Origin of the sequence: Methylomonas sp. EFPC3 (assembly GCF_029643245.1) — a bacterium.
GTDB lineage: Bacteria > Pseudomonadota > Gammaproteobacteria > Methylococcales > Methylomonadaceae > Methylomonas > Methylomonas koyamae_B.
On the sequence record NZ_CP116398.1, the window covers coordinates 1,651,370 to 1,675,305 of the forward strand.

Genomic DNA, 23,936 nt, shown 5'->3' on the forward strand with positions numbered 1-23,936 from the left:
AGGTAGAGTTACGGTCAACGTATCATCTACTATAAAGTATTCCGCCGTATATGATTTACCTTGGTGCTCAATTACTATTTCGTTGCACATTTAATAGGCCGGATATTCAGACTTAATTTTTATTCACAACTTCGGTATACATATACATTCCAGTTTCTCGCCAAGACCGTAATACCTCCCCACAGGAACAGGTAAATTTATCGTCATCTCTCAATGGTAAAGATTGGTATTTCACAGAATATTCTTTACCACAATTCGAACACGTTTCGTTCTGTAATTTTGTTTCGTCCCAAGTGGACATTTGTCACTCCTTTTTACAATTAACGCCCCAATTACCGGACCAGGGCCCGTAGGCTGAGTAGAGCAACTCGAAACCCAGCGGATGCTTTGAAATAGCCAAGTTTTTTGCATCCAAAATATTTTTTTGAACTTCAAAACTTTTCGGCTTCGAAGCTGGGTTTCATTGTCATTCAACCCGGCCTACTTCTGCAAACCCAGCATCGGCCTAATATCAAATCGCGGACATTAATAAAATCAGAGCGACTGACATTTAAGGATCGCAACCAGCCGACCAATTTCACTCCGCATTTTAATCAAACCCTTCTCGCCAAAATCTCCTCGATCTCCTCATCCGTCAGCATAATCGGATTGGTCTGCATGCTGCTGCCGCGGGCGTTGGCGACGATGCGGGGGAAGTCGGCTGCGGCGATGCCGTAGGCGCCGAGGCGTTCCAGTTGCAGGGTATCGCTCCATTCGGAAAGCAGTGCGATCAAGGCGTCGCGGGCTGGTTGATCGTCCAGGCCGGTTTCGTCGCTCAGCAGGCGGCCGACCTGGGCGTATTTGACCAGGGCCGGATTGGCCGGTTCGCGGGCTTGCAGCGCGCGGATGTTGACTGCGGTGGCGGCGGCGACCAGCGTGCCGCAGACCACGCCGTGCGGGATCGGGAAGAAGGCGCCGAGCGGCGAAGCCAGACCGTGTACCGAGCCCAGACCGACTTGCGCCAGCGTGATGCCGGACAATAACGCCGCGTAGGCCATTGCCGCCCTGCCCTCGCCGGCTTCCGGTTCGATGCCGCGCCAGGCCGGGAAAAAGCCGGATTTAACCGCCTCCATGCCGCTCCAGGCCAGCGCATCGGTAAAGGGATTGGCCTTGGCCGAGACGTAGGACTCCAGCAATTGGGTCAGCGCATCCATGCCGTCGGCGGCGATCAATTCCGGCGCACAGGTGGCCAATAAGTCCGGATCGAGGATGGCGTATTCCGGCACCAGACATTCGTCGCGGAACGATTTTTTGAAGCCGTCCGGGCCTTGTACGCTGAGTACCGAATTCTTGGTCGCCTCGCTGCCGGTGCCGGCGGTGGTCGGCACGGCGATGAACGGTGTGCTGGGGCCGCGATAGGTTTGGTTGCGGCCGACGCCTTCCAGATAATCCATCACCGAGTCGCCGCTGGGCAGCAGGCCGGCAATGGCTTTGGCCGCATCCAACACACTGCCGCCGCCGATGGCGACGACGACTTCGATATTGTCACTGCGAAAGCGGCCGACCGTGTCGTCGATCAATTGCGGCGACGGTTCGCCGGACACCGTGCAGTGCCGCCATTCGACGCCTTGCCCGGCCAGCGCCTCGGTAAAACTTTGCCAACGCGGCGTGCCGAAAAACGACTGTTTGCCGGTCACCAACAAAGCCTTGCGGCCGTAACCGGCAATTAAAGCCGGGGCTTCGTTTAGGCGGCCGCGGCCGAACAAGATGCGCGGCAGGCGGGCGATGTAAAACGGTTTGAAACTCTGCATGCTTAAGCCTCCGGAAACAAGGCTTTGTATGGCACTCCCTGACGCGGCTGGGCCATCCAGTCGGCGACCGTGTCGCGCCAGGTCAGATAATGCGCAGTCTGTTTGTGCGCCGCCGCGTCTTCGGCCGTGGCATAGACTTCGTACAAGATAAACTGGCTGGGGTTGTCCGGCACTTGCAGTACATCGAAGCGGCGGTTGCCGGCTTCCTGCACTGACGCTAAATGGTTCAAACGAGTGGCGGCGATGAAGTCGTCGATATGTTCGGGTTTGACGTGAACGTGGACTAAAGTGACATGCATAACAGTATCTAAATTATCGGTTAATCGGATTTATCGCGCTGGGCCGAGCCGGCTTCTACAAGCCTGTCCGCACCGGGCCTGCTTGGGATTTGCTCGGTTTCGGCGAACACGCCGGTACCGGATCCTTCGGCCCAGGCCGCTGCGGCAACCGCACCGGCCCCGGCTCTTGGATTTTCCGGCCTAGCGGATAGCCAGTAGTGCGCGCAGCACGTCTATCCGGCTGATCATGCCCGCCAGTTCGCCGTTTTGCATCACCGGAAAACTGCGGGTGGACGTTTCTTGAAACTTGGCAGCAACATCGACCAAACTATCGCCGCCGTTGACGAGTTGCGGGTCCTTGGTCATGTATTCACCAACCGTACCTTCCAGGGTCTGGTTGTAGGCCGAGCCAACGAAGACTTTCATGCCGTCTTTTTCGGAAAACACGCCGACCAATTTGCCGCGCTCGTCCACCACCGGCAAACTGGTGATTTTATGGTCCAACAATTTCTTGACGGCCTGAGTAATCTCGGTTTCAGGAGTGACGGTTATCATTTTGGTCGACATGTAATCGACCACCGCAATTTTGGCTAACATGGTAAACCTCCTGCGCTTATTATTGTTGTCGGCAGCATGCCGGCGCCGGCTGAGTAAGCCCGAATCGGCTTCTGTACCGAGAGCGATTATTATCAATATTCGGCCGGGTATCCAGCATTATTACTCGGCCAAAATCGGCCGGCCCTTTTCGCATCGACTCGCCAGCATCGGCGGCATCGATAATCCGGCTGCGCGCCGCCCATAACCAGCAGCGGACAGACCCTTATGCCCGAATATCGGCCGCCCGGCCCTTGCCACACGTCTTTCGCACCGCCGCTGCCGGCAAGGCGTGGCGTAACCGGCCGATTACGGCGCGGCGCGGTGCTGGCATGCCTGATTGCCATGCATGATGCCGCAGCCAAAGATTGGTTTGTCGGGCCGAACCGGCCGCTGCAACGGCCCAGTCAAGCGGCCGCAGTGGCCCAGGACGGCGACACCGTCAATATCGATGCCGGCGTTTACCGGGCCGACGTGGCGGTGTGGCCGCAGCATCGGCTGAGCTTGCGCGGTATCGGCGGTCTGGCCCGACTATACGCCGACGGGCAAAGCGCCGAAGCCAAGGCCATCTGGGTGTTGAAAGGGGACGGGATCGAAGTGGCGCAAATCGAATTTGCCGGCGCCGCCTCGCCGGCATTAAACGGCGCCGGCATCCGCTACGAAGGCCGTTCCTTGACCGTCCGCAACTGCCTGTTCCACGACAACCAGATGGGCTTGTTAACCGGCGCGAATCCCGAGCGGGAAGTGACGATAGCGGGCTCCGAATTTCGCGACAACACCGTCGACTACCGGCTGTACGGCAAATTGGGCCACAACATTTATATCGGCAATATCAAACGCTTTGCGTTGCGGAACAGTTACATTCACGACGCCGCGATCGGCCACAACGTCAAATCCCGCGCCCGGCAGAATTTCCTGTTTTACAACCGTATCGGCGACGAGAAACGGGCGTCGAGCTATTTGGTGGATTTGCCGGACGGCGGCGAGAGCTATTTGATCGGCAACCAACTGTATCAGGCCGCCGACAGCGAGAATCCGGCGATGGTGGCGTTCGCCGCCGAACATAACCAGACCGAGCCGCACCCGCTGTATCTGGTGAACAACACGCTGGTCAACGCCAAACCCGGCAGCTACTTTCTACACAATCACAACGTCGCCGCAGCGGTATTGGTCAATAATCTGTTGATCGGCCAGACCGCGACCATCCTCGGCCCGCACCGGCAAGCACACAACCTGTGGGCCGACGGCGAGCGTTTCGGCAACGGCAACCGCTTCGACTATCGCTTGCGAGCCGGCGCCGGCGCGATCGACCAAGGTAGCGCTGCCGGGGTTTCCGCAACCGGCGTGGATTTGACGGCGCGATTCGAATATCGCCATCCCTTAGGATTGGTGCCGCGACCGATTCAAGGCCCGATCGATGCCGGTGCCTACGAGTTCGCCGGCAACCGCTAAAGCCTTTTAAATTGCGCGGTTTTTCGGCACAATCGTCCGGTCCATGCACACTACGCCGCGGGGTAACCGTCATGCCGCAACAACGCCGCCTCCCCAGACCAACCCAAGTCCTACTCAGCCTATCGCTGCTATTCGGCGTCGCCTCGGGGACGCCGGCTGTAGCGGCTGCGGCCAAAACCGGCTACGAGGTCGATGGCCGGACTTCGGCGTCGGTCCTGGCCGCGAAACGCGCTCATACTCCGAGCGCACGCGACGAAACCGGTTTGGCCGTGTATTCCGGCATCTTCGTCATCGGCTTGATCATCTTTTTCGCTCAACTTTTGAACGCAAAAAAATAAGCCGCGGCCGGCGAGTCACAGCCGGTTGGCGGCTTGCACTTCGGCGCGGTGCAAGGTGTGGTCGATCCAAGCGTTGATGTCGCGCCAGATCACCGGCGCCTGCAGGTCGCGCAGCAACATGTGGTAACCGTTTTGGTAATAAGCGACGGTTTTGTTGTCCGGCCGGCCGGACAATAGGCCCTCGACGAACAAATTGGTCGGCTCCGCCGGGACGATCTGATCTTTCTGGCCGTACAACAGCAGCGTTTCGTCGTCGAGTTTTTCCGCAGCGCCCAGGGCGTTATCCATCAGATTGGTCAGACCGTAAATCGCATCGACCCGGGTTTCCTTGATCACCAGCGGATCGCGCCCCAAAGCCCGCAACATCTCGATATTGTCCGACGGCATGATCTTCAGGCCCTTGCCGGTCAAGGTCATCCACGGCACGGTGTGGTACAGCGTCCACAGCAGCGAGGTCTGGTACCAGGGCATGGTATCCCGGCCCCAGACGGCAGGGGCCGCCAGGATCACGCCGGCCACCGCCGGTTTGCCCGGCCGGGTCATCGCGTTGACGACGACCGCACCGCCCATGCTCTCCCCCAACAAGTAAACCGGCACGCCCGGATGCCGGGCCTGCACCAGCCGGGTGAATTGACCGAGGTCGTCGGCATAGGTATCGTCACCGGCCCAGCGTCCCGGCGTCCGGCTTTCGCCGAAACCGCGCTGGTCGTAGGCATAACTGGCAATCCGCTGCGTTTGCAGATATTCGGCGGGGGTCGCGAAGAAGCGCCGGTAATCGTTGAAACCGTGCAAGGCGATGACGATTGCCTTGGGCTGCTCGGCCGGCCAGACGCTTAACGCCAACGCCTCGCCGTCGGCGGTGACGAAACGGTTATCCTCCAACCGGGCGCTACCGACCAGCGGAACCGGGGCCACCAGCGTCGGCGCACAACCGCTGGCGACTAACACCAGAAAAAACGCCGACAACCAGCGGCGCATCAAACCGGACAAGGGTAAAACCACAGACATAAATCAACTTCCAGCCTAGGCCAAACAACAGGGCTACAGATTAATCTTTTTAGCCGCCACGGCAAGGACAATGCCGATAAAAATAAGTGCCGCGGCGGCCAAATCCAAGGGTGCAAGATTAGCGCAGTTGGTATTTCTCGATCCGGTAGCGAACTTTTTCCCGCGTGGTTTTCAGGATACGGGCCGCCTCCATCACGTTGCCCTTACATATCTCCAGCATCCTGCGCACGATCTCGCTTTCCATGTCTTCCAGTCCCATGCTGCCGTCAGTGGGGAATTGCAAATCCAGGCGCGTATCGCCCTCGGCCACATCAGGCTTGGCCGGCATAGCGTTAGGCTGAAAATCGGCAGCGGCCGCGCCGCCGGAAAGGCCTTCGTTGGGTAGCCACTGTTCCGGCAAGTTCTGGGACGCCGACAAAATCACACTCCGTTCCAGAACGTTGCGCAATTCTCTGACGTTGCCGGGCCAACTGTAACTCTTCAGCAACTGCCAGGCTCTGGCCGAGACCTGGCCGACTTTTTTACCGGCCTGCAAATTGAATTCGGCGATTAGCGCCGGCACCAAGTCGTCCAGGTCGTCGATGCGTTCGCGCAGGCTGGGCAGACGCAATTCGAACACGCTTAAACGGTAGTACAGATCGGAGCGGAAACTGCCGTTTTTGACTTCGTCCTGCAAATTGCGGTTGGTGGCGGCAATGATGCGGATATCGACGCTGATTTCTTTCTCGGCACCCAGACGGCGCAATTTACGGTCCTCCAACACCTTGAGCAATTTGGCCTGCAAATCCAGCGGCATTTCGCCGATTTCGTCCAAAAACAACGTGCCGCGATGCGCTTGTTCGATCAAGCCGCGATGCCGGGCTTTGGCGCCGGTGAATGCGCCGGCTTCGTGGCCGAACAATTCCGACTCCAGCAAATCCTTGGGCAACGCCGCGCAATTTAACTCGATCAGCGGTTCCTTGGCCCGCTCGCTGTTGTAGTGCAGAATTCTGGCGGCCAGCCCTTTGCCGGTGCCGGTTTCGCCGGTCAGAATCAAGGCGCTGTAAGGCGCTTGACTGAGTTGGCGCAGCATGTCGCCGGTTTGCCGGGCGATCGTGCTGCTGCCTAAAAAGGTTTCCGGCGCGTAACGCTTGCCGGCGTTGACCGATTCGGTGGATATGCGCCGCTGTGCCTTGGCGCTGCGCAATGCGCTACGTACCACCATATCCAGTTGCTCCTGGACGCAAGGCTTAATCAAAAAGTCGAATGCCCCCAGCCGCAATGCCCGCACCGAGTCCGGCACATCACCGTAACCGGTCAGAAACACCCATTCGCAATCGGAAATGTTGCCGCGAGTCTCTTCCAACAAGTCCAAGCCGCTACCATCCGGCAAGCTCAGGTCGGACAAGATCAAGGCCGGCCGCAGATCCGGGTTGAAAAGGATCTCGCGCGCCTGCCGGCAATCGGCCACCCACAGCGCTTCGAACCCCAGACGCGCGTAATAGCGCTGCAATTCCGTACCCAGTAAGACTTCGTCTTCGATGATTAAAATAGTGTCATTCATGGTGTGGAGTGATGCAGTTGAGGATAATTTCGACGCAGGCGCCGCGTGGCTGCCGGTTATAAAGTTTGATTTCGCCTTCGAGGTTACGGACGAAACGCCTGACCATCGACAGCCCCAGGCCGGTGCCGTCCGCCCGCTGGCTGACGAAATCGCGGATGCCGTTGTCCAGAAACTCTTGGGCAAAACCGTGGCCGTCGTCGCACACCGACAACCTCATGCGGCGGCCGTCGGTCACGGCCGAAATGCCAATTTTACCGCTATTACCGTCCATTGCCTGCTGCGCATTCAGTATCATATTCAGTAAGGCTTGGCGGAACTCGGTATCGGGTAAGCGGCATACCAGACCCGGGCAACCCCGATATTCCAAACTTATGGATTTCGGTAGCTTGTAACGAGCCAACATCAATAACTCGCTGACGGCTTGGTCGACCAAAATTGCCCTGAGCGGCTCCGGCTCGTGGCTGGCGCCTTGCAAACAGTGGTTAAGAGTGCCGATGATGCGCTCGATTTCATTGATCACCAGCCCGATGCGCTGGGCGGCATCGGGATGCACCTCGCCGCTTTGCAATTGGTTTTGCAGATTGATGCAAGCCATCTTGATTCCGGCCAAGGGGTTGCGCAATTCGTGTACCAGGCGGGCACTGATCTCCCCCAACGCGGCGAATCGCTCGGTTTGGGCCAGATTGCGTTGCTGAGCGATTAAGGTGCCCGCTGCTTGCTCGACCAAGCTTTCCAAATTCTGCCGGTTTTGGATATGTACCGCCTCCAATTCCGAGAGACGCACCACCATGCTGTTGTAGTTGGCAAAGATAGGCGCAAACGTCGGATCGATCCGGTCCAGCGGGATCTGTTGGTAGCGGCGTTCGCCGAGCAATTCCATCATGTAACCCATTTGTTGCAAGGGCTGAAAAATCCGCCGCCGCATCAGATAAAACAACAAGACTGCGCTCAAAGGCAAGGTTAGCGTGATTGCGATACCCAATTCCACCTCGAATTTGGCCGCCGCTGCGATCGATTCCGTCAACACGCCGTGGGCGGCAGCTTCGTCACGAAAAATGCCGCGTAGTATTTTCAGCGTCTGTAACAAGCGTTGCTGCGGCTCCGGTGTTGAAGAGTTCAGCGCTTGCGACGCAGCGCGCAGGCCGTCCGGCGTGTTCGCCGCCAAGTGATTACCGCACTGCAACAACTCCTGCAAATAGTGCTGCAAGCGAAGTTGGATGGCTGGGTCGACCGGGCCGTTTTGCCTATCGATTCCGGCCAGACTTTCCTCGGTATCGAACAATGCGTTCTGCAACCGCGCCAAATGGGCGATATGCTTGGGCAGCGGCAAAATTCGCTGGTAAGACTGCCACGCCATCGCCAATTGAATCATCAGCGAAATCATCAATAAGCCGCTCAGTAACGCCACGGTGATCCAAATCGGTAGATTGGCTTCGCGCCGGTCTGCCTGCATGCACTGCCCTCCGCAAAGTAGCGTTTGCGCTGCCGCCATTACTCGGTTCGAAGTTGAACCGGCGGCAGCGGCGAGATTTAGGTTTAGTTACGCAAGATGAATGCCGCTCCCGAGAAGTAACACATTTGCTGCCTGTCGACCCGGTATAACACTGTTACCAGCGTATCGATCAAAACGGCAACGAGCCGATTGGGGAAAATTACCGCTAGTGTTGGTTGATATTCACCACCAGCGACGGATCAACGAAGCGTTGCGGAAGATACGACAAGACTAATCGGCAGCATCGTCGAGTCCTCGCTCGGGAATCGTCAAATCCAGGCTCTTCGCCAGATAGTGGTACAACAACAGCATCGCTGCGGCCGAGGCAATCGTTACCGCTACGTAGTGCTCCATGTACGCCACCATGATCAGGTTGATGCCGAGAAAGATACCCAGCAGCCGAAATAACCAACCGGTGGTAATACCGGCCAGAAATGTCCCTAAAGCCAGTAACAACAACAAGATCAAACCGGTCGCCTGATTGTCCAGACTGCCGATTTCGCGCAACTTGAACGTCAGAAAAAACGCGGCCAGCACGCCCAACCAATGCTGGGTTTGCCAAAGCAGAATATCCCGCAACGACTTGCCGCTATGGCGAATGGCTTGCCATTCCAGGAAAATACAGGCGGCGAAATACACCGGAACCATCCCCATCCAATACCAGTGTGCCGGGGTCTCGAACGCATCGGCGATACCAACCCCCAGTATCGATAGAAAAATCAATACCGCAAAAATATAAAAGTCCAGGCGTATTGTTTTTAAGCTTTTAATCACCGCCGTTTGAGACAGGTTGAATGGTAGGTTCATGATGTGCTCCTGATGTTGACTAATTTGGTTGTGCGGTCAACCAGCGATATCCGTGCCAGCAACCGGCATGTATCTGCTATCCGTGCTCTCCAATCCGCTTCGAGTTCGGACTTGGCACGGAGATTTCATATAAAACTGCAAACCGTCCCCACTACGACCGGTTAGAAACAGGAGAATGAAGATGAAGAACAAACACTATGTTGCCGCGATGTTGGCGACCCTTTTGCAGGCGGCGAATTGCTTAGCAGCCGATACCAACGCTATCCCATTCGATCAGTTACCCGAACCGGTACAGAAAACGGTGTTGGAGATACTCGACCGGACCCAGATCAGTAAAATCAGCCGCATCACCGATAACAATCTGCTCAGGTTCGAGATCGAAGCCAATAAAACCGAGAACAATCAGGAATTGATGACTTGGGATATCGTTGTTGCCGCCAACGGCAAATTGATGAAATTAAGCAAGGAAGTGCCCTATTTCGCGCTGAGTTATCCGCAAATGCAGACCATAGAAGCGAAGTATCCGGGAATCAAAGTTACCGAGACCGAATCGGTGAATCTGCATTTTTACGATGTCATCGGCGACATCAACGGCCGCCAGGTCAAATTCAAACTCTACGAAGACGGTTTTATCGAAGAGCAACCCTAATCCCGAGGAACAGACCATGCCGGAACCGAAAAACCGCCATTTACCGATTAAAACCTTGCTACTCGGCAGCGTGTTTGCCGGCCTGATCTATTTTTTTCATCCGGAAGTCGGCCGGGTCAGCTTATTGGTGGATGGCCAACCGGTCGCCGACCCCTTATTCCGGCTAGCGGCGGTGCCGATCCTGCTCGTGGTCACGGGCCTGATCGCTGCGCTGGCGCTAATAGCGCTGTTCGGTATGGGTATGATGATTTTTTTCGCCGTATTGGGGTTTTCCGCAATTGGCATTTTGCTGCTCGCCCCCTATTCCTGGCCGATCTTGCTACTGTTCTGTTTGATGCTGTTAGCGATGTCGTGGCACGGCAAAGAAGACGAAGGCGGCTAATCTCAGTTGGTTATGAGCAAGGCCGAATCGGTAAGCCAGAATAAGCGGCAGGGTTTCTGGGGATTTAAAACTTGTCAGAATGCTTCCGCTTATTCCACCTGACGGGGCTTCAGCGCAAGATCAAGATGTTTGCTCGTATATTTTCGATTCACGTTTGCTCGGAGCGTAAAAGAACCCTTTCGACTCAAACTTAACCCCATATTGGTAATAAAAATCCCACGCCACGTCCGCCGCCTCAATTGCGATATCCACAGCTTTAGCCGAAGAATGGGAACTACGCCAAGAATCTAGCTTGGATTGAGGGATGTACTTGCCAATCAACAGGTCCTGCTCTCCGCTCCAACCAGGCTTATTGTCAATAATTACAGACGTTGGCCCTGTTGCACTGGAGTTGATCGCGGGGCCGTAATAACCGCGAAGTTTTACTCCAGCCTTTCCGCTGGAAGATAAGCCTCGACCCAATTCTTTGAGTCCGTGGGCGCCATAGCAAGCGAGTAGGTGAATGGCTTCGATTTTGGCGGGTAAGTATCGGCCAATCTTTTTTCCGAGATCGGACCAAGTGTAGACATCCCAGTTTGGTTTGGTTCCTCGTTGGATGGCAATGCCGCTAAAGTCAGAAATACCGTGTCCGACGATATAAAGCGTTTCTCCAGAAGCCATACTTTGCAACTGACTAAGGGTTGACATATCGAGAATGGTGAATGAGTGGGCGAGAGCGCCGGTCGCGGCGGGCGCAATGGCTTTTCGGACTTGGTAGGCGTTGTACAACTCAAGTTGCATCGCAAACTCGATATTGCCCCACATAATAAAATCCAGACATTCGCTCATGTCGTTGATCGTCAGCAGTATCATAACAACATCTCCGGAATTAGAAATTCGACTAGCCGATAGTATCATTCTTCGGCAACTTTGCCATTTTATTCTTCCGTCCATGTGTAAGGACACACTCGATCAATCTCTATTGATCGAAACCGCCTATTCTTCTTCATCCTCCACCGTCGGCGGCTCGATTAACTCGCCGTCAAAATTGTTTTCCATGGTCGTCGGCTTATACCCTTGAAAAGGATCAGCGGCAGCTTCCAATGAAAACGGCAATGCCGAAATTAATATCAAGGCAATGTATTTCGCTATATTGTGGATTGGATTTTTCATTGCTTACTCCTTTAACTGGCTTACGGAATCGAGCCTTTCATTTCAGTTTCGAATTCGGCTCTGATTACATTGCAGCTATTTCCATGCCAACGCTTACTAAAGCCGGAAACGGTAAGCCATGACTCCTATCTCCGGACGCCAATTGCAGCATCTGAACGACGCACCGGGCCTGGTAATAACCCGGACTCGCAAATATCCAAGTCCGGAGCTTTATCAAAGAAACCGAACATATCGCGACGGTGTCAACCCACATCCCTGCTCTCCGTTTGTTAGACAAGTGGGCAATATTCCCCGAATTAACGAATGCAATTGGGTAATTTTACCCACCCGCCAAACACAGAATCACAAGAGACTGATTTAAAACAATAAAAATGTGGCACCAAGCTTGCAGAGCCTTAACAAAGAGTGTTGCCACCCGGATGAGTTTGGCTGTTATCGACGTCAGACAACAGGTTTACCCGGACAGGTATTCAATGATTTACCACCGCTGCAGAAAAATTCGATGGTTAAAAATTGATTATTTCGAATTTCCGTATCGGTATAGCCGTTAAAAGTACGGCCAATTCAATTTTTTTAAGGTTTTACCGAAATTACCCATGAGACAACTCCTATGACAAATAAAACTCATGTCTTACTGAGCCTACTTGCAATTCTATTAACCGCCTGCCAGCCGGAGGATACCGAGTCTCACGCAGAAAAACCGAAATTGGAGGCAACGACTCCAATCCGGGAAAGCACGTCTGTTACCAAGGAATACGTATGCCAGATTCACGCCTACCGCCATATCGAAGTTCGCGCGCTGGAAAGAGGCTATGTCCAAAGTATCTTCGTTGATGAAGGCCAATTAATCCGCCAAGGCCAATCGATGTTCAAGATTATGCCCAATATTTACCAAGCCGAATTGTTAAAGGCTCAGGCAGAAGCTAATAACATGAATATCGAATATCTGAATACTAAAGGGTTAGCCGACCAAAAAATCGTTTCGCCCAACGAATTGGCTCTCGCTAAAGCCAAATTGGACAAGGCCAACGCCGAAGTGAAACTGGCAGAGACCCATTTAGGATTTACCGACATCAACGCTCCATTCGAAGGCATCATGGATCATTTGAATGTCCGAAACGGCAGCTTGGTCGAGGATGGTGCTTTACTCACCACCTTATCCGACATTAGTAAGTTGTGGGTCTATTTCAACGTGCCGGAAGCCGAGTATCTGGATTTCAAAACCCATAAAAACGACGAGACTATCGCCAAAGTCAAATTAAGAATGGCTAACGGCCAAATTTATAACCAGGACGGCGTAATCGAAACCATAGAAGCCGATTTCGACAATACCGCCGGCAATATCGAATTCCGTGCCACCTTTGCCAACCCAGACAAACTACTCCGCCACGGTGAAACCGGCACCATATTAATGAAAAAGCCCTATAAAAACGCCCTATTAATCCCGCAAAAAGCCACTTTCGAAATTCTGGATAAAACCTACGTTTACGTCGTCAACGGCGACGGTAAACTCGAGCAAAGATTGATTACTATCGAAGCCGAGTTACCGCACATATTCATTATTAAGAACGGTCTGAAAGACGGCGAAAAAATATTGTTGGAAGGTTTAAGAAAAGTCCATGCCGGCGATCAAGTCGAACTCAACTTATTGCCGCCGGAAAAAGCCTTCGCCGAATTGCAGTTATACACCGAATAATGCCTTAGCCACGGAATTACTATGTTTAGCATATTCATTAAAAGACCGGTCATGGCGATCGTGTTGTCGCTCAGCTTTCTGTTCATGGGCTTTTTGGCAATCCGTACCCTGCCCGTTTCGCAATTTCCGGATATCGCCCCGCCGCGGGTAACGATTTCCTTGTCCTTCCCCGGTTCCAGCGCAGACGTACTGGTCAAATCCTCGCTGATTACCATCGAGCGCGCCATCAATGGCGTACCCGGCATGAAGTACATCGTCTCGGACGCCACCAGCGCCGGCGAAGCGACGATACAGGTCTTGTTTGAGTTAGGCGTCGATCCGAATATCGCCATGGTTAACGTCAAGACTCGCGTGGATCAGGTGATGAGCCGCTTGCCGAATCTGGTGCGACTTGAGGGTGTGGTGGTCAACTTCGTCCAGCCCAGCATGTTGATGTACGTTAACCTCTACAGTAAGGATAAGAACGCCGACCAGAAATTCCTGTTCAACTACGCCTACGTCAACGTCATCCCGGAAATCCAACGCATCTACGGCATCGCCCAGGCACAAATCCTCGGCGCCCGCCAATACGCGATGCGGATATGGTTGAACCCGGACCGGATGCGCGCCTATAGCGTTTCGACCGAAGAAGTGATGGACGCGATCGCCAAGCAAAGCATCATTGGCCGGCCCGGACGGATCGGCCAAAGTACCGGTATGGCGGCACAATCCAAGGAATATGTGTTGATTTACCAGGGCTGGTACAACACGCCGGAGCAGTACGCCGACATTATTATCCGCGCCAACTCGGAAGGCGAAATCCTGCGCCTGAAAGACATCGCCAAGGTCGATCTGGACAGCGAGTTTTACAACATTTATTCGGACAAGGACTCCTTCCCGTCCGCGTCCATCGTCCTTAAGCAAAACTACGGCACCAACGCCACCAAAGTCATCGAAGACGTTAAGGCCAAATTGGAGGAATTGAAAAAATCCTTCCCGGAAGGCATGGACTACGAGATCAACTACGACGTCTCGCGCTTCGTCGAAGCCTCGATTCATAAAGTCTTGCACACCCTGGGCGAAGCCTTTGTATTGGTGACCTTGGTGGTATTCCTGTTCCTCGGCGACTGGCGCTCGACCTTGATTCCGATTCTGGCGGTGCCGGTGTCGCTGATCGGCTCGTTCGCGGTGATGTCCGCTTTCGGTTTGTCGATCAACTTGATCACGCTGTTCGCGTTGGTGCTGGCGATCGGCGTGGTGGTCGACGATGCCATCGTCGTGGTCGAAGCGGTGCATGCCAAAATGGAAGCCGAACACCTCAGCCCCTATACCGCCTCGCGGCAGGTCTTGGGCGAAATCGGCGGCGCCATCGTCGCGATCACCTTGGTGATGGTGTCGGTATTTGTACCCATCGCCTTCATGAACGGCCCAGTCGGGGTGTTTTACCGGCAGTTCTCGATTGCGATGGCCTCATCCATCGTCATTTCTGCTGTCGTCGCGCTGTCCTTGGCGCCGGTATTGTGCGCGATGATCTTGAAAAACAGCCACGACCAGCCGAAGCGTAAAACCCCGATCACGTTGTTCATTGACGGCTTCAACTATCTGTTCGAAAAAGTCACCGGACGTTACGTCAAACTATTGGATGTGGTGGTCACCCGTCGCATCGTTACCGTTGCAGTCTTGGCGGCATTCAGTTTTGGGATCTTTACCGTCGACAAAACCCTGCCGGCCGGCTTCATCCCCGGCGAAGACCAGGGCATGATCTACGCCATCATCCAAACGCCGCCCGGTTCAACCATCGAGGTTACCAACAAAGTAGCGCGGCAACTGGAAGAAGTTGCCGAAAAAATCGACGGCGTGCAGTCGGTGTCGTCCTTGGCCGGCTACGAGGTATTGACCGAAGGCCGCGGTTCCAACGCCGGTACCTGCATCATTAACCTGAAGGACTGGAGCGAGCGCAAGGTTTCGGTACAGGACGTGATTCGGCAATTGGAGGAAAAAACCCACGACTTCGGCGCGGTGATCGAATTCTTCCAGCCGCCGGCAGTACCCGGCTACGGCGCCGCATCGGGCTTGGCCTTCCGCCTATTGGACAAGACTACCGGCACCGATTACTTCCAGTTCGACAAACTCAACCAGGAGTTCATGGCCGCCTTGCGTAAACGCCCGGAATTGACCGGCTTGTTCACCTTTTACGCCGCCAACTACCCGCAATACGAGTTGAAAATCGACAATAAACTGGCGATGCAAAAAGGCGTGAATATCGACAAGGCCATGGAAAACCTGGACATCATGATCGGCAGCACCTACGAACAGGGCTTCATCCGCTTCAATAACTTCTTCAAAGTTTATGTGCAGGCTTTACCCGAGTTTCGCCGCTTCCCGACCGACGTCTTGAACTATTACGTGAAAAACGACGCCGGCGAAATGGTGCCCTACTCTGCCTTCATGACCGTCGTTCCGCAACAAGGCCCGAACGAACTTACCCGCTACAACCTGTATAACTCGGCGGCGATCCGCGCCGAACCGGCACCCGGTTACACCAGCGGCGACGCGATCAATGCGATTAAGGAGGTTGCCAAAACCACCTTGCCGCAAGGCTTCGATGTGGCCTGGGAAGGCTTGTCTTTCGACGAAGCGGCGCGCGGCAACGAGGCGCTGGTGATCTTCGTCGTGGTATTGGTGTTCGTCTACCTGGTGTTGGCAGCCCAGTACGAAAGTTTTGTGTTGCCTTTGGTGGTGATTTGTTCCTTGCCGGCAGGTATTTTCGGCTCCTTCCTATTATTAAAAACCATGGGCTTGGCCAACGACGTGTACTCCCAAGTCGGCTTGGTGATGCTGGTCGGCTTGCTCGGTAAAAACGCGGTGTTGATCGTCGAATACGCTGTGCAGCGCCAGGAGCAAGGTTTGTCGGTGCGGGAAGCGGCCATCGAAGCGGCCAAAGCGCGGTTCCGGCCAATTCTGATGACCTCGTTCGCCTTCATCGCCGGCCTGGTGCCGCTGGCATTTGCTACCGGCGCCGGCGCGGTCGGCAACCGCACCATTGGCACATCCGCCTTGGGCGGGATGCTGTTCGGCACCGTGTTCGGCGTGGTGCTGATTCCAGGGCTGTATTACATCTTCGCGAAATTGATCGAAGGCAAACGCATGATCAAACACGAAGACGTCAATCCATTCACCGAAACCTATCACTACGGTACCCAAGATGCTGACGAATAAAATCAATGTTTTGCTAGTAACGGCCGTGGCAACGGCTATGTTGCAAGCCTGCGGTATTCCGGATATGACCAAAAAAACCGCGGATTCCCATTTGCCCGAGCAGTTCAAACCCGGCCTTGCCGATCAAACCAGTTCCGCCAGCGTGAAATGGCAGGCGTTTTTCGACGATCCAAATCTGCGCAGTTTGATTGACACCGCCGTCGCGAATAACAAGGAAATCAACATCGCGCTGCAACGGATCAGCATGGCCGAGAACGAAATCCAGGCACGCAAAGGCGAATACTTGCCCTTCGTGACATTCGGCGCCTCGGCGGGTGGCGAGAAGACCGCGCAATACACCCGCAACGGTGCGGTCGAGGACAATCTGACCCTCGGCAAAGGCCAGTCATTCCCGGCCTTCCTCGGCGACTACCAGTTCGGCTTATTCTCCACCTGGGAAATCGACATCTGGAAAAAACTCAGAAACGCCACCCAGGTGTCGGTGTACGAATACATGGCATCCGCTGAAGGCCGGAATTTCTTGGTGACCAACCTGGTCGCCGAAGTCGCACATTCGTATTACGAATTGCTGGCCTTGGATAACCAGTTGGATAACTTGCGGCAGAATATCGCGATTCAGCAAAACGGCTTGTTAGTGGTCAGACAATTGCAAAACTTCGCCAGAACCACCGCATTGGCCGTTAAGCGTTACGAAGCCGAGGTCGCAAAAAACCAGGCTCGGCAATACGAGATCGAACAGCAAATCACAGTCGTCGAGAACCGCATCAATACCCTGCTGGGTAGAACGCCGCAACCGATAGAACGCACGTCAAATGGCTTTATGGATATTAAACCCAAAGCCTTGAGTGTCGGTGTGCCTTCCGAGCTATTGCAAAACCGCCCCGACATCCGCAAGGCGGAATTGGAGTTAAAGGCCGCCGATTTGAACATCGACGTGGCCAGGGCCAATTTCTACCCGTCGTTCGGCATCAAGGCCGGTGTCGGCTTCCAAGCGTTTGCATTGAAATACCTGATCAATACCCCTGAATCGTTGGCGGCGATGGTGGCGGGAGAATTGGTGGCGCCGCTGGTCAACAAAAATGCGATTACCGCCGAATACAAAAACGCCAACGCCAAGCAGGTACAGGCTGCCTACGACTACGAGCAAAGCATCATCAACGCCTACGCCGAAGTCGCCAATCAAATGTCCAATATCGACAAGCTGGAAAAAAACTACCAATTGAAACGCCAGCAAGTGGATTCTTTGGTGAAATCGATCGAAGTCGCCAACCAGTTGTTCATATCGGCCCGAGCCGACTACCTGGAAGTATTGCTGACCCAGCGCGATGCCTTGGAAGCGAAAAAGGAACTGATCGAAACCAAACAACAGCAAATCAGCGCGATGGTGGATTTGTATAAAGCTTTGGGCGGCGGTTGGCTGTAACGGCTCATAAGCCCAATACTGCCGCCTAGCAGGCTGGTGAAAAACTCGCGCCTATTTTCCCTTACCCGCGGTTCTCGTGATTTTTTCGCGTTGAAATCAGTCATAAAATCGAGTTTCAACGGTTAGGCCTCTGTTTCGAGGCCTTTTTATCCACCTGACGCCGTCTTTGGACGGTCTTCAGGCGCACTTCGCCCTAGGCGGGCGTAGCCCACGCCGGTTTCGGCGTGAATACCAGTAAGTTCAGCAGCCGTGTCAGGTTGTACGCGGCAAAGCAAAATAAGGCTTGGCCTGCCACTTTGGCTAAACCCATGTGGCGGGTTTTGCGCAGGCCTCCGACCGTCTTGATCCAGCCGAAGGCCTCTTCGACGATTTTGCGGCGCTTGAGGCTTTGGGCATAGCCTTTGCCGCGAGCGGTGCGGCCATCGATGGCACTGCCGGTCTTTTTGCGGGCCACATGGGCTTTGATGTCTTGCGCGTTGAGTTGGTTGACGAACGCCGGTTGGTCGTAGCCTTTGTCGGCACCGACGCTGCCGCCTTTGGGCACGCGGCGTTTGACCATTTTTTGGGCGGCTTCGATTTCGGCGGTGCCGGTAGCTTGGGTGGTTTCGACATCGACAATCAGGCCGTTACGGTTCTCGGACAGGGCATGGGTGATGTAGCGCAGTTTGGCCTCGGTGTATTCGCCTTTCTTGTAGAGCCGGGCTTCCGGGTCTGTCGTGCTTTGGTGGGTGGCGTTGCTGCGCTTTTCGCCGCTGAAGTCGACCTCGGGATTGCGGCCGGCGGGCTTATCCGGACCGCTACCGTCTTTTTTTACGAAGCTTTTGTGCGAGGCCCAGGCTTCGATCAGGCTGCCGTCGACACTGAAGTGTTCGTCGGACACCAGGTTTTGCCATTCCGCTATGGCCAGCACTCGGGTGAAAAATTCGCGGCTGAGGGATTCGGACAATAGGCGCTCGCGGTTGGCGCTGAATACCGTGCGTTCCCAGACAGTATCGTCGATGCCCAAGCCGACAAACCAGCGAAACAGCAGGTTGTAGTCCAGTTGTTCCATCAACTGTCGCTCACTGCGAACGGTATAGAGCACTTGCAACAGCAAGGCGCGCAGCAGTTTTTCAGGGGCAATCGACGGGCGACCGGTGTGGGAGTAACGCTCGGCGAACACGGCATCCATTGAGGCCAAGACGCCATCGACCAATAGCCGTAAGCGGCGTAGCGGATGTTGTTTGGGAATACGGTCTTCCAGGCTGACATAGCTGAACCAGCTGTGTTGGATGGCATCGTGTCCGCGCATTGGGGCATCTCCAAATTTAGGTAGCCTATTTTAACCGGTACCAGCAGTTATCGGTCTCGGATTGCTTGGCTTTGGGAGTTTTTCACCAGCCTGCTAGCGTGATAGAAAATGTCTAAATGTCAACCGATGGCTACTCTTCCGTACAAAGTAGCCATTCCTTTACCATCTCCAACAAATAATCGCTGGTGATATGTGGCTCATCCTCTGCCAAATCCGCATATTTGCGGAACCAAGAGGCGCACATCTGAAGAAACTCAATATTAACGGGCGAATTGTTGCGCATCTCCGATTGGAACTCGATGGCATATTCTAATAACCGTAAATCGAATTGTATTGACTGTTCTGGTTGATAGGCTCGCCAACGTTCTCGATCCCTAGTACAAGAATAGCCTCTAGCAAGCTTTTTAATCTCCTGGTCACTTAGCCTAAACATCTCCCGGTGGAATTTTACGAATTGCGTGCGCCGTGCCAGTAAAGCCTCTTCTTCCGCATCCGGCAGCGGTGTCAAAAACCGCGGCTCGCAAATCGTCTTCAGGCCTTGATCGTGAAGAAAACGGTTAATGTTGGTGGGCGTCATGATGGGCGACAATTGGAAAGTAATTCATTCCTCAGATTACGCTTTCCACGCGGAGCCACTCGTTCTGAAGCGACCTAAAGTCTTCGGCAATTTGGCTACTTCGGCAGGCAGTTGCCTACGAGGCCATAGTTTTTAGCCGTTTCCAGGGCATCTACACATTTTTCTTTTGAACTGAACTCCTGCATCGAGACACCAACCTGGCGCTTATTCTGCGAAATCTGGGTTTGAGACATTGAGTTTGGATCCGGCCCAACAAATGTAATGTAGAACAGCATTAGTACATATGACATGAATTGCTCCTGACAGGGGGGATGACAAAAGACACTTAGTCAGTTACGTCGTTGTAGGCGTTCGCGATAATTAACGTAAACTTTGTGGCCGACAGATAGAGCTCATCGAAACTACCTGGGCTACACTGAGCTAAGAGATATAGGGTTTACAATCTGCCACATAAATATAATCATAACAATATTAAATCATGGCAACAAAGAAAAAAATAATAGATTATAACGAAATTTTCTATGACAAAAATAATGGGCTTCCTGATGAGATAACGAAAGCGGGCTGTATCGCATTAGCAAAACTCGGAAAAGATGCTTGGAATTCGTGGTCAAAAAACCACCCAGTACGATACGAAGATACTAATCAAGGCACAATAGCAAAAAACACAGTTGATTTTTCCGATTTTGATTTCAGCAAGTATTTTGAAGAAAGTGAGTCAAAAACTATAATACACATTGACTTCAAGGGGTTTGATTTCCGAGAAAGAGCTAACTTTTCCAATGCAATATTTTGCATACGAACAGATTTTTCCAACTCAACATTTGGCGAAGGGACAAATTTTACTGGCGCTGTATTTAAGGAAAATGTGTATTTTAATGATACAAATTTTGGATTAAATTCACGGTTTATAGGGTGTAAATTTTATGGGAAATCAAGATTCATTGGAGCTAGGTTCGACAGAAACTCTTCCTTTAGAAACTCCTCATTTTCAAAGAACGCAAGTTTTATTGGAGCTCAGTTTGGTAATAGTGCAGACTTTCGCGACACAATATTTTTTAGTTTTACTAACTTTTCTGGTGGTCAATTTGGAACAGATATAAAATTTGATGACTCCATTTTCAAGGGTTCAGCAAATTTTACAGCTAGTGATTGGCCATTGATTTTACCTTATTACAAAGATATTGAAGACGCTAAAAACTGGAGTTGTGAGCATGGAGCGACTCCGGATAACTTTAGAGATATATCATTCAATGGCGTTGAATTTCTGAATCATGTTAATTTTTCTGATCGGATTTTTATAGGAAAAACGTCGTTTTCTTATTTAACAAATGACAATGTGCTAGATAAACCTTGCGTCTTTCGAAAAGCACCTTTGTTTTTTAATTGCAAATTAAACCAGAATATATCATTTTACGGTGCAATTTTCCCTGAGTCCACGTCAGGAAAAAAAATGATGATACTGCAATTCGTGCCTATAGAACCCTTAAACTTGCCTTTTCTCAACAACAAGCTCTACGTGAAGAGCAAATGTTCTTTCGTCTCGAATTGTCTGAAGAAGAGTTTCGAGCATTACCAAAACAAAAATTATTATTTTATTTATACAGAACGATTAGTGATTACGGCTTTAGCTTCAAGAGGCCGTTATTATTAATGCTATTTTCACTCATAGTGTTTTTAACATTTTATATAATATTGTATCCTGCGCCACCGTGCTTTTTATGGGAAGTAAGCTGTAAAATCAATTATAAATTAATTCAATTTTCATTCTTGCAATCCGTACCGATACCTGGATTTGATAAATGGAGCGATAGTTTACGGGAAATCTTATTCCCAAAAGAAGGATGGCAAAGCCTTTTATTGCCAATTCTCGTTATGCTGCACAAAGGTATTTCTTTATTAGCTGTTTTTTTGATTGGTCTAGCACTGCGCAACTTATTTAAAATGAAATAATTGGTCAAGGCAGGCACGATACCCGTGCCCGCCTCCAACTTCAATCCTAGTCGGATCCTTCAGACCTACCGATTTGAACACAGCCCGCACCTCGTCCAAAATCGCTTTTTCCAGTTCGATGATCGTTACCGGGTCATATGCACTTTTTTAAGCATCGCTAAATTACAACCCGTAAGGGTTGCTTCGCCGGTAGGCAACCGGTTCAACCGCCGCTCAACCGGTGCGGCCGCCATTCGCAAAAGCACGTATCCAGTTCCGGCCCGTCGCCACGGCCAAAAGCCAACGCCAAAACATGCTCCGGCCCCGGATAGCTTTGCGCGAATTGCCAAGCGCGGGAATCGTCCGCGCTACCGGGATGGAAATCGATGGTTTGGTCTTCGCCAAAGACAAAACCAAAGCGGTCCAGCTCCTGTGACAGGCCGGTGCCCTGGGCTTTGATGTAGGCTTCCTTCAGGGTCCAGAACTTCAGAAACGCCCAATTCCGTTCCGCTGCCGGCAAACGCCACAGATATTCCCGTTCGGCTACGGTCAGTACCTGGCCGGCCATCGCCGCCAGATCGCCCAAATCGCGCTTCGCCTCGACGTCGATTCCGCAATCCGCACCGCAATTGACCACCAGCGCCGCCAATCCGCGCGCGTGGGACAGGTTGAAGCGGACATCGGCCATGCCCGGTTTGCGGACCAGTTCGGGGCGGCCGTAGCGATTGGCGGTAAACCGCAACTTGTCCGGTTCGGTATCGAGATAAGTGGCCAACACGAATCTGACCATGGCGTGAGCCACCAGATACAACTGGCGGTCGCGCTCAAAATAAAACTTCCGCCACTTTTCCAACTCGTCCTTGGACAGCAGATTGCGGCAGATTTCCAGCGTCTCCGGATCGGCGAAACGCTCGGTCCAAGCCAGCCAGACTTGCGCCCTCCCCTGTGTCGGCGGCGGAACCGGCGGAAACCGTTGCCTTAACTCCGCGAAATTCGGCAGAGCGCCAGACCCTGCGTTATCCATGTTCATCAGCCGGCGCTCAGTCGAAGTAATATTTCACACCCAGGAAATAGATATTGTTCAGATAACCGCCGAACTCGGTATCGCTACCGCCCAGATTGAATACCAGGTTGGCGGCCAGATTGACCTGTCCGAACAGGTTGTACTCGACAATCGGCACCAGTTGCGCGCCGCCGTCCTGCAGGTTTTGCGAATACAGCACATTAAGGCTGAGGTCTTCGACAATTTCGTGCACCCGGTAATTGGCATACAGGTAATGCTGATTCAGCGAACGGATCTGCACCGACGAGGCCTGGGCCAGGGTGCCGGCGGCCAGGCCTTGCAAATTGGGGTCGGCCCCCAGCAGCAGCCCGGCGGCATTCTGCGCCATACGCCGGTAAGCGGCGCTGTCGGCATTGCTGTAACCTTCGTTGCTGTGGCGGTATTCCAGGTTCAATACGTCGCCGTTGTCGAAGGTATAGGAACCGCCGGCCAGGAAGTCGACGAACCAGCCACGGCCGTTGCCGTTCGGCGCCAATTCGTAGCCCAGCGGCGAGTCGGATGCATGCGGATACAAGCCATAGCTTTTGCCTTTCATGCCGACGTCGAAATACAGCAGCGTCGAATCGTTCAGCGTCCACTGGCCGAACATGCCGCCCTGCGGCAGGCCGTCGTTTTCGCGGTAGCCGGCAATCGCGCTCAGCGAATAATCGTCGCCGCGGTGGTCGTATTTCAGCGCCACAGTTTTCTTGAAATCCGGCGTTTCCAGCGTCGACCGGCCCCGAGCCAGACTGCCGATCAGCGCCAGCGTGTTGGAATAATCGTGAAAATACTGCAATTGCACGAAATCCTGGGCGCCGGGTTCGATGAAGGGATTGGTCTGGTTGCTGTTCGGGAAGAACGGGTTGGACGGCGACGCGAACAACGACGGTCCCCAATACAGCAATTCGCGGCTATAGGACAGGCTGAGGTCGTCCGTCGCATATTGCGCCAGCCAATCCTGGAAATAATGCTCGCCGGCCACGACGTTGCCGCCGTCGGCCTGATTGCTCAAAAAGTAACCGAAGCGCGGGCTGAGCTTGGCGCTGAAGCCGCCGTAACGGGCGGTGAATTTCGACCGCAGCCGGGTACCCTGCTGAAAATTGTCCAGTTGCGCCAGCTGGTTGTCCGGATTCAGATTGCTGTTCTTGGCAATATCGTAAATTGCACCGAAGCTTTGCAGCATGAAGCTGTGTTCGAACTCGAATTTGTCGGCTGCGGCGGCGATGCCCGGCAGCGATACGGCCAGCAACGCCGGCCGCAAGCCGCGCAGAGCATTCCCCGAAGCCATCGGC

The 23,936-nt window shown here is 53.4% G+C and carries 22 protein-coding genes; 8 read left to right on the forward strand and 14 right to left on the reverse strand.

The features are described 5' to 3' along the window. Nucleotides 1-593: 593 nt before the first annotated feature. The 3 genes from PL263_RS07465 to PL263_RS07475 form a co-directional block, all read right to left on the reverse strand. Nucleotides 594-1,790 carry an iron-containing alcohol dehydrogenase gene (locus tag PL263_RS07465; protein WP_278212396.1) on the reverse strand — a complete coding sequence of 399 codons (1,197 nt, stop codon included), beginning with the start codon at nt 1,788-1,790 and terminating at the stop codon, nt 594-596. Nucleotides 1,791-1,792: 2 nt separating this feature from the next. Beyond that, on the reverse strand, nt 1,793-2,089 hold the full coding sequence (locus PL263_RS07470) for an antibiotic biosynthesis monooxygenase (RefSeq protein WP_278212397.1): 297 nt from the start codon (nt 2,087-2,089) through the stop codon (nt 1,793-1,795). Nucleotides 2,090-2,269: 180 nt separating this feature from the next. Next, entirely contained in the window at nt 2,270-2,665 is a 396-nt protein-coding gene (locus tag PL263_RS07475) for a CBS domain-containing protein (RefSeq protein WP_278212398.1), read from the reverse strand. Between the two features lie 225 nt (nt 2,666-2,890). Here PL263_RS07475 and PL263_RS07480 point away from each other — a divergent pair, with 225 nt between their 5' ends. Together PL263_RS07480 and PL263_RS07485 are read left to right on the forward strand one after the other, a co-directional pair. Beyond that, nucleotides 2,891-4,114, forward strand: coding sequence for a right-handed parallel beta-helix repeat-containing protein (locus tag PL263_RS07480; protein WP_278212399.1), 1,224 nt, complete (start codon nt 2,891-2,893; stop codon nt 4,112-4,114). A 71-nt stretch (nt 4,115-4,185) separates the two neighbouring features. Next, nucleotides 4,186-4,452: a hypothetical protein gene (locus tag PL263_RS07485; RefSeq protein WP_278212400.1), complete on the forward strand. Its 267-nt coding sequence runs from the start codon at nt 4,186-4,188 to the stop codon at nt 4,450-4,452. Nucleotides 4,453-4,467: 15 nt separating this feature from the next. Here the strand turns inward: PL263_RS07485 and PL263_RS07490 are convergent, their stop codons facing one another. From PL263_RS07490 to PL263_RS07505, 4 genes are all read right to left on the reverse strand, one after another. After that, nucleotides 4,468-5,460, reverse strand: a complete 993-nt coding sequence (locus PL263_RS07490; RefSeq protein ID WP_278212401.1) for an alpha/beta hydrolase — start codon at nt 5,458-5,460, stop codon at nt 4,468-4,470. A 118-nt stretch (nt 5,461-5,578) separates the two neighbouring features. Next, the gene (locus PL263_RS07495) at nt 5,579-7,003 is read right to left on the reverse strand and encodes a sigma-54 dependent transcriptional regulator (protein ID WP_278212402.1); all 1,425 of its coding nucleotides are present in this window, start codon (nt 7,001-7,003) and stop codon (nt 5,579-5,581) included. Further along, the gene (locus PL263_RS07500) at nt 6,996-8,456 is read right to left on the reverse strand and encodes an ATP-binding protein (protein WP_278212403.1); all 1,461 of its coding nucleotides are present in this window, start codon (nt 8,454-8,456) and stop codon (nt 6,996-6,998) included. Before PL263_RS07500 ends, PL263_RS07495 begins: the two co-directional genes overlap by 8 nt. A gap of 270 nt (nt 8,457-8,726) precedes the next feature. After that, nucleotides 8,727-9,302 carry a hypothetical protein gene (locus PL263_RS07505; RefSeq protein WP_278212404.1) on the reverse strand — a complete coding sequence of 192 codons (576 nt, stop codon included), beginning with the start codon at nt 9,300-9,302 and terminating at the stop codon, nt 8,727-8,729. Between the two features lie 181 nt (nt 9,303-9,483). Here PL263_RS07505 and PL263_RS07510 point away from each other — a divergent pair, with 181 nt between their 5' ends. Next, nucleotides 9,484-9,951 carry a hypothetical protein gene (locus tag PL263_RS07510; protein ID WP_278212405.1) on the forward strand — a complete coding sequence of 156 codons (468 nt, stop codon included), beginning with the start codon at nt 9,484-9,486 and terminating at the stop codon, nt 9,949-9,951. Between the two features lie 16 nt (nt 9,952-9,967). Continuing rightward, a complete protein-coding gene (locus PL263_RS07515) occupies nt 9,968-10,333 on the forward strand; it encodes a hypothetical protein (RefSeq protein WP_278212406.1) in 366 nt (121 codons plus the stop codon). A gap of 120 nt (nt 10,334-10,453) precedes the next feature. Here the strand turns inward: PL263_RS07515 and PL263_RS07520 are convergent, their stop codons facing one another. Further along, on the reverse strand, nt 10,454-11,185 hold the full coding sequence (locus PL263_RS07520; protein WP_278212407.1) for a hypothetical protein: 732 nt from the start codon (nt 11,183-11,185) through the stop codon (nt 10,454-10,456). 123 nt (nt 11,186-11,308) lie between these two features. Continuing rightward, entirely contained in the window at nt 11,309-11,485 is a 177-nt protein-coding gene (locus PL263_RS07525) for a hypothetical protein (protein WP_278212408.1), read from the reverse strand. Nucleotides 11,486-12,095: 610 nt separating this feature from the next. Here PL263_RS07525 and PL263_RS07530 point away from each other — a divergent pair. The 3 genes from PL263_RS07530 to PL263_RS07540 are packed head-to-tail and all read left to right on the forward strand — an operon-like array spanning nt 12,096 to nt 17,802. Continuing rightward, entirely contained in the window at nt 12,096-13,181 is a 1,086-nt protein-coding gene (locus PL263_RS07530; protein WP_278212409.1) for an efflux RND transporter periplasmic adaptor subunit, read from the forward strand. 21 nt (nt 13,182-13,202) lie between these two features. Further along, a complete protein-coding gene (locus PL263_RS07535; RefSeq protein ID WP_278212410.1) occupies nt 13,203-16,379 on the forward strand; it encodes an efflux RND transporter permease subunit in 3,177 nt (1,058 codons plus the stop codon). Next, nucleotides 16,366-17,802 carry a TolC family protein gene (locus PL263_RS07540; RefSeq protein WP_278212411.1) on the forward strand — a complete coding sequence of 479 codons (1,437 nt, stop codon included), beginning with the start codon at nt 16,366-16,368 and terminating at the stop codon, nt 17,800-17,802. Before PL263_RS07535 ends, PL263_RS07540 begins: the two co-directional genes overlap by 14 nt. Before the next feature lie 193 nt (nt 17,803-17,995). Here the strand turns inward: PL263_RS07540 and PL263_RS07545 are convergent, their stop codons facing one another. The 3 genes from PL263_RS07545 to PL263_RS07555 form a co-directional block, all read right to left on the reverse strand. Beyond that, a complete protein-coding gene (locus PL263_RS07545; protein WP_278209942.1) occupies nt 17,996-19,093 on the reverse strand; it encodes an IS5 family transposase in 1,098 nt (365 codons plus the stop codon). 130 nt (nt 19,094-19,223) lie between these two features. Continuing rightward, the gene (locus tag PL263_RS07550; RefSeq protein ID WP_278212412.1) at nt 19,224-19,670 is read right to left on the reverse strand and encodes a hypothetical protein; all 447 of its coding nucleotides are present in this window, start codon (nt 19,668-19,670) and stop codon (nt 19,224-19,226) included. A gap of 95 nt (nt 19,671-19,765) precedes the next feature. Continuing rightward, on the reverse strand, nt 19,766-19,960 hold the full coding sequence (locus PL263_RS07555; RefSeq protein ID WP_278212413.1) for a hypothetical protein: 195 nt from the start codon (nt 19,958-19,960) through the stop codon (nt 19,766-19,768). A gap of 188 nt (nt 19,961-20,148) precedes the next feature. On the opposite strand from PL263_RS07555, the gene PL263_RS07560 reads away from it, so the two are divergent. Beyond that, nucleotides 20,149-21,324, forward strand: a complete 1,176-nt coding sequence (locus PL263_RS07560) for a pentapeptide repeat-containing protein (protein ID WP_278212414.1) — start codon at nt 20,149-20,151, stop codon at nt 21,322-21,324. A 501-nt stretch (nt 21,325-21,825) separates the two neighbouring features. On the opposite strand, the gene PL263_RS07565 is transcribed toward PL263_RS07560, so the two are convergent. Both PL263_RS07565 and PL263_RS07570 read right to left on the reverse strand, forming a co-directional pair. Next, entirely contained in the window at nt 21,826-22,632 is an 807-nt protein-coding gene (locus tag PL263_RS07565) for a 4'-phosphopantetheinyl transferase superfamily protein (protein ID WP_278212415.1), read from the reverse strand. Between the two features lie 10 nt (nt 22,633-22,642). Continuing rightward, the gene (locus tag PL263_RS07570) at nt 22,643-23,932 is read right to left on the reverse strand and encodes a hypothetical protein (protein WP_278212416.1); all 1,290 of its coding nucleotides are present in this window, start codon (nt 23,930-23,932) and stop codon (nt 22,643-22,645) included. Nucleotides 23,933-23,936 lie beyond the last annotated feature (4 nt).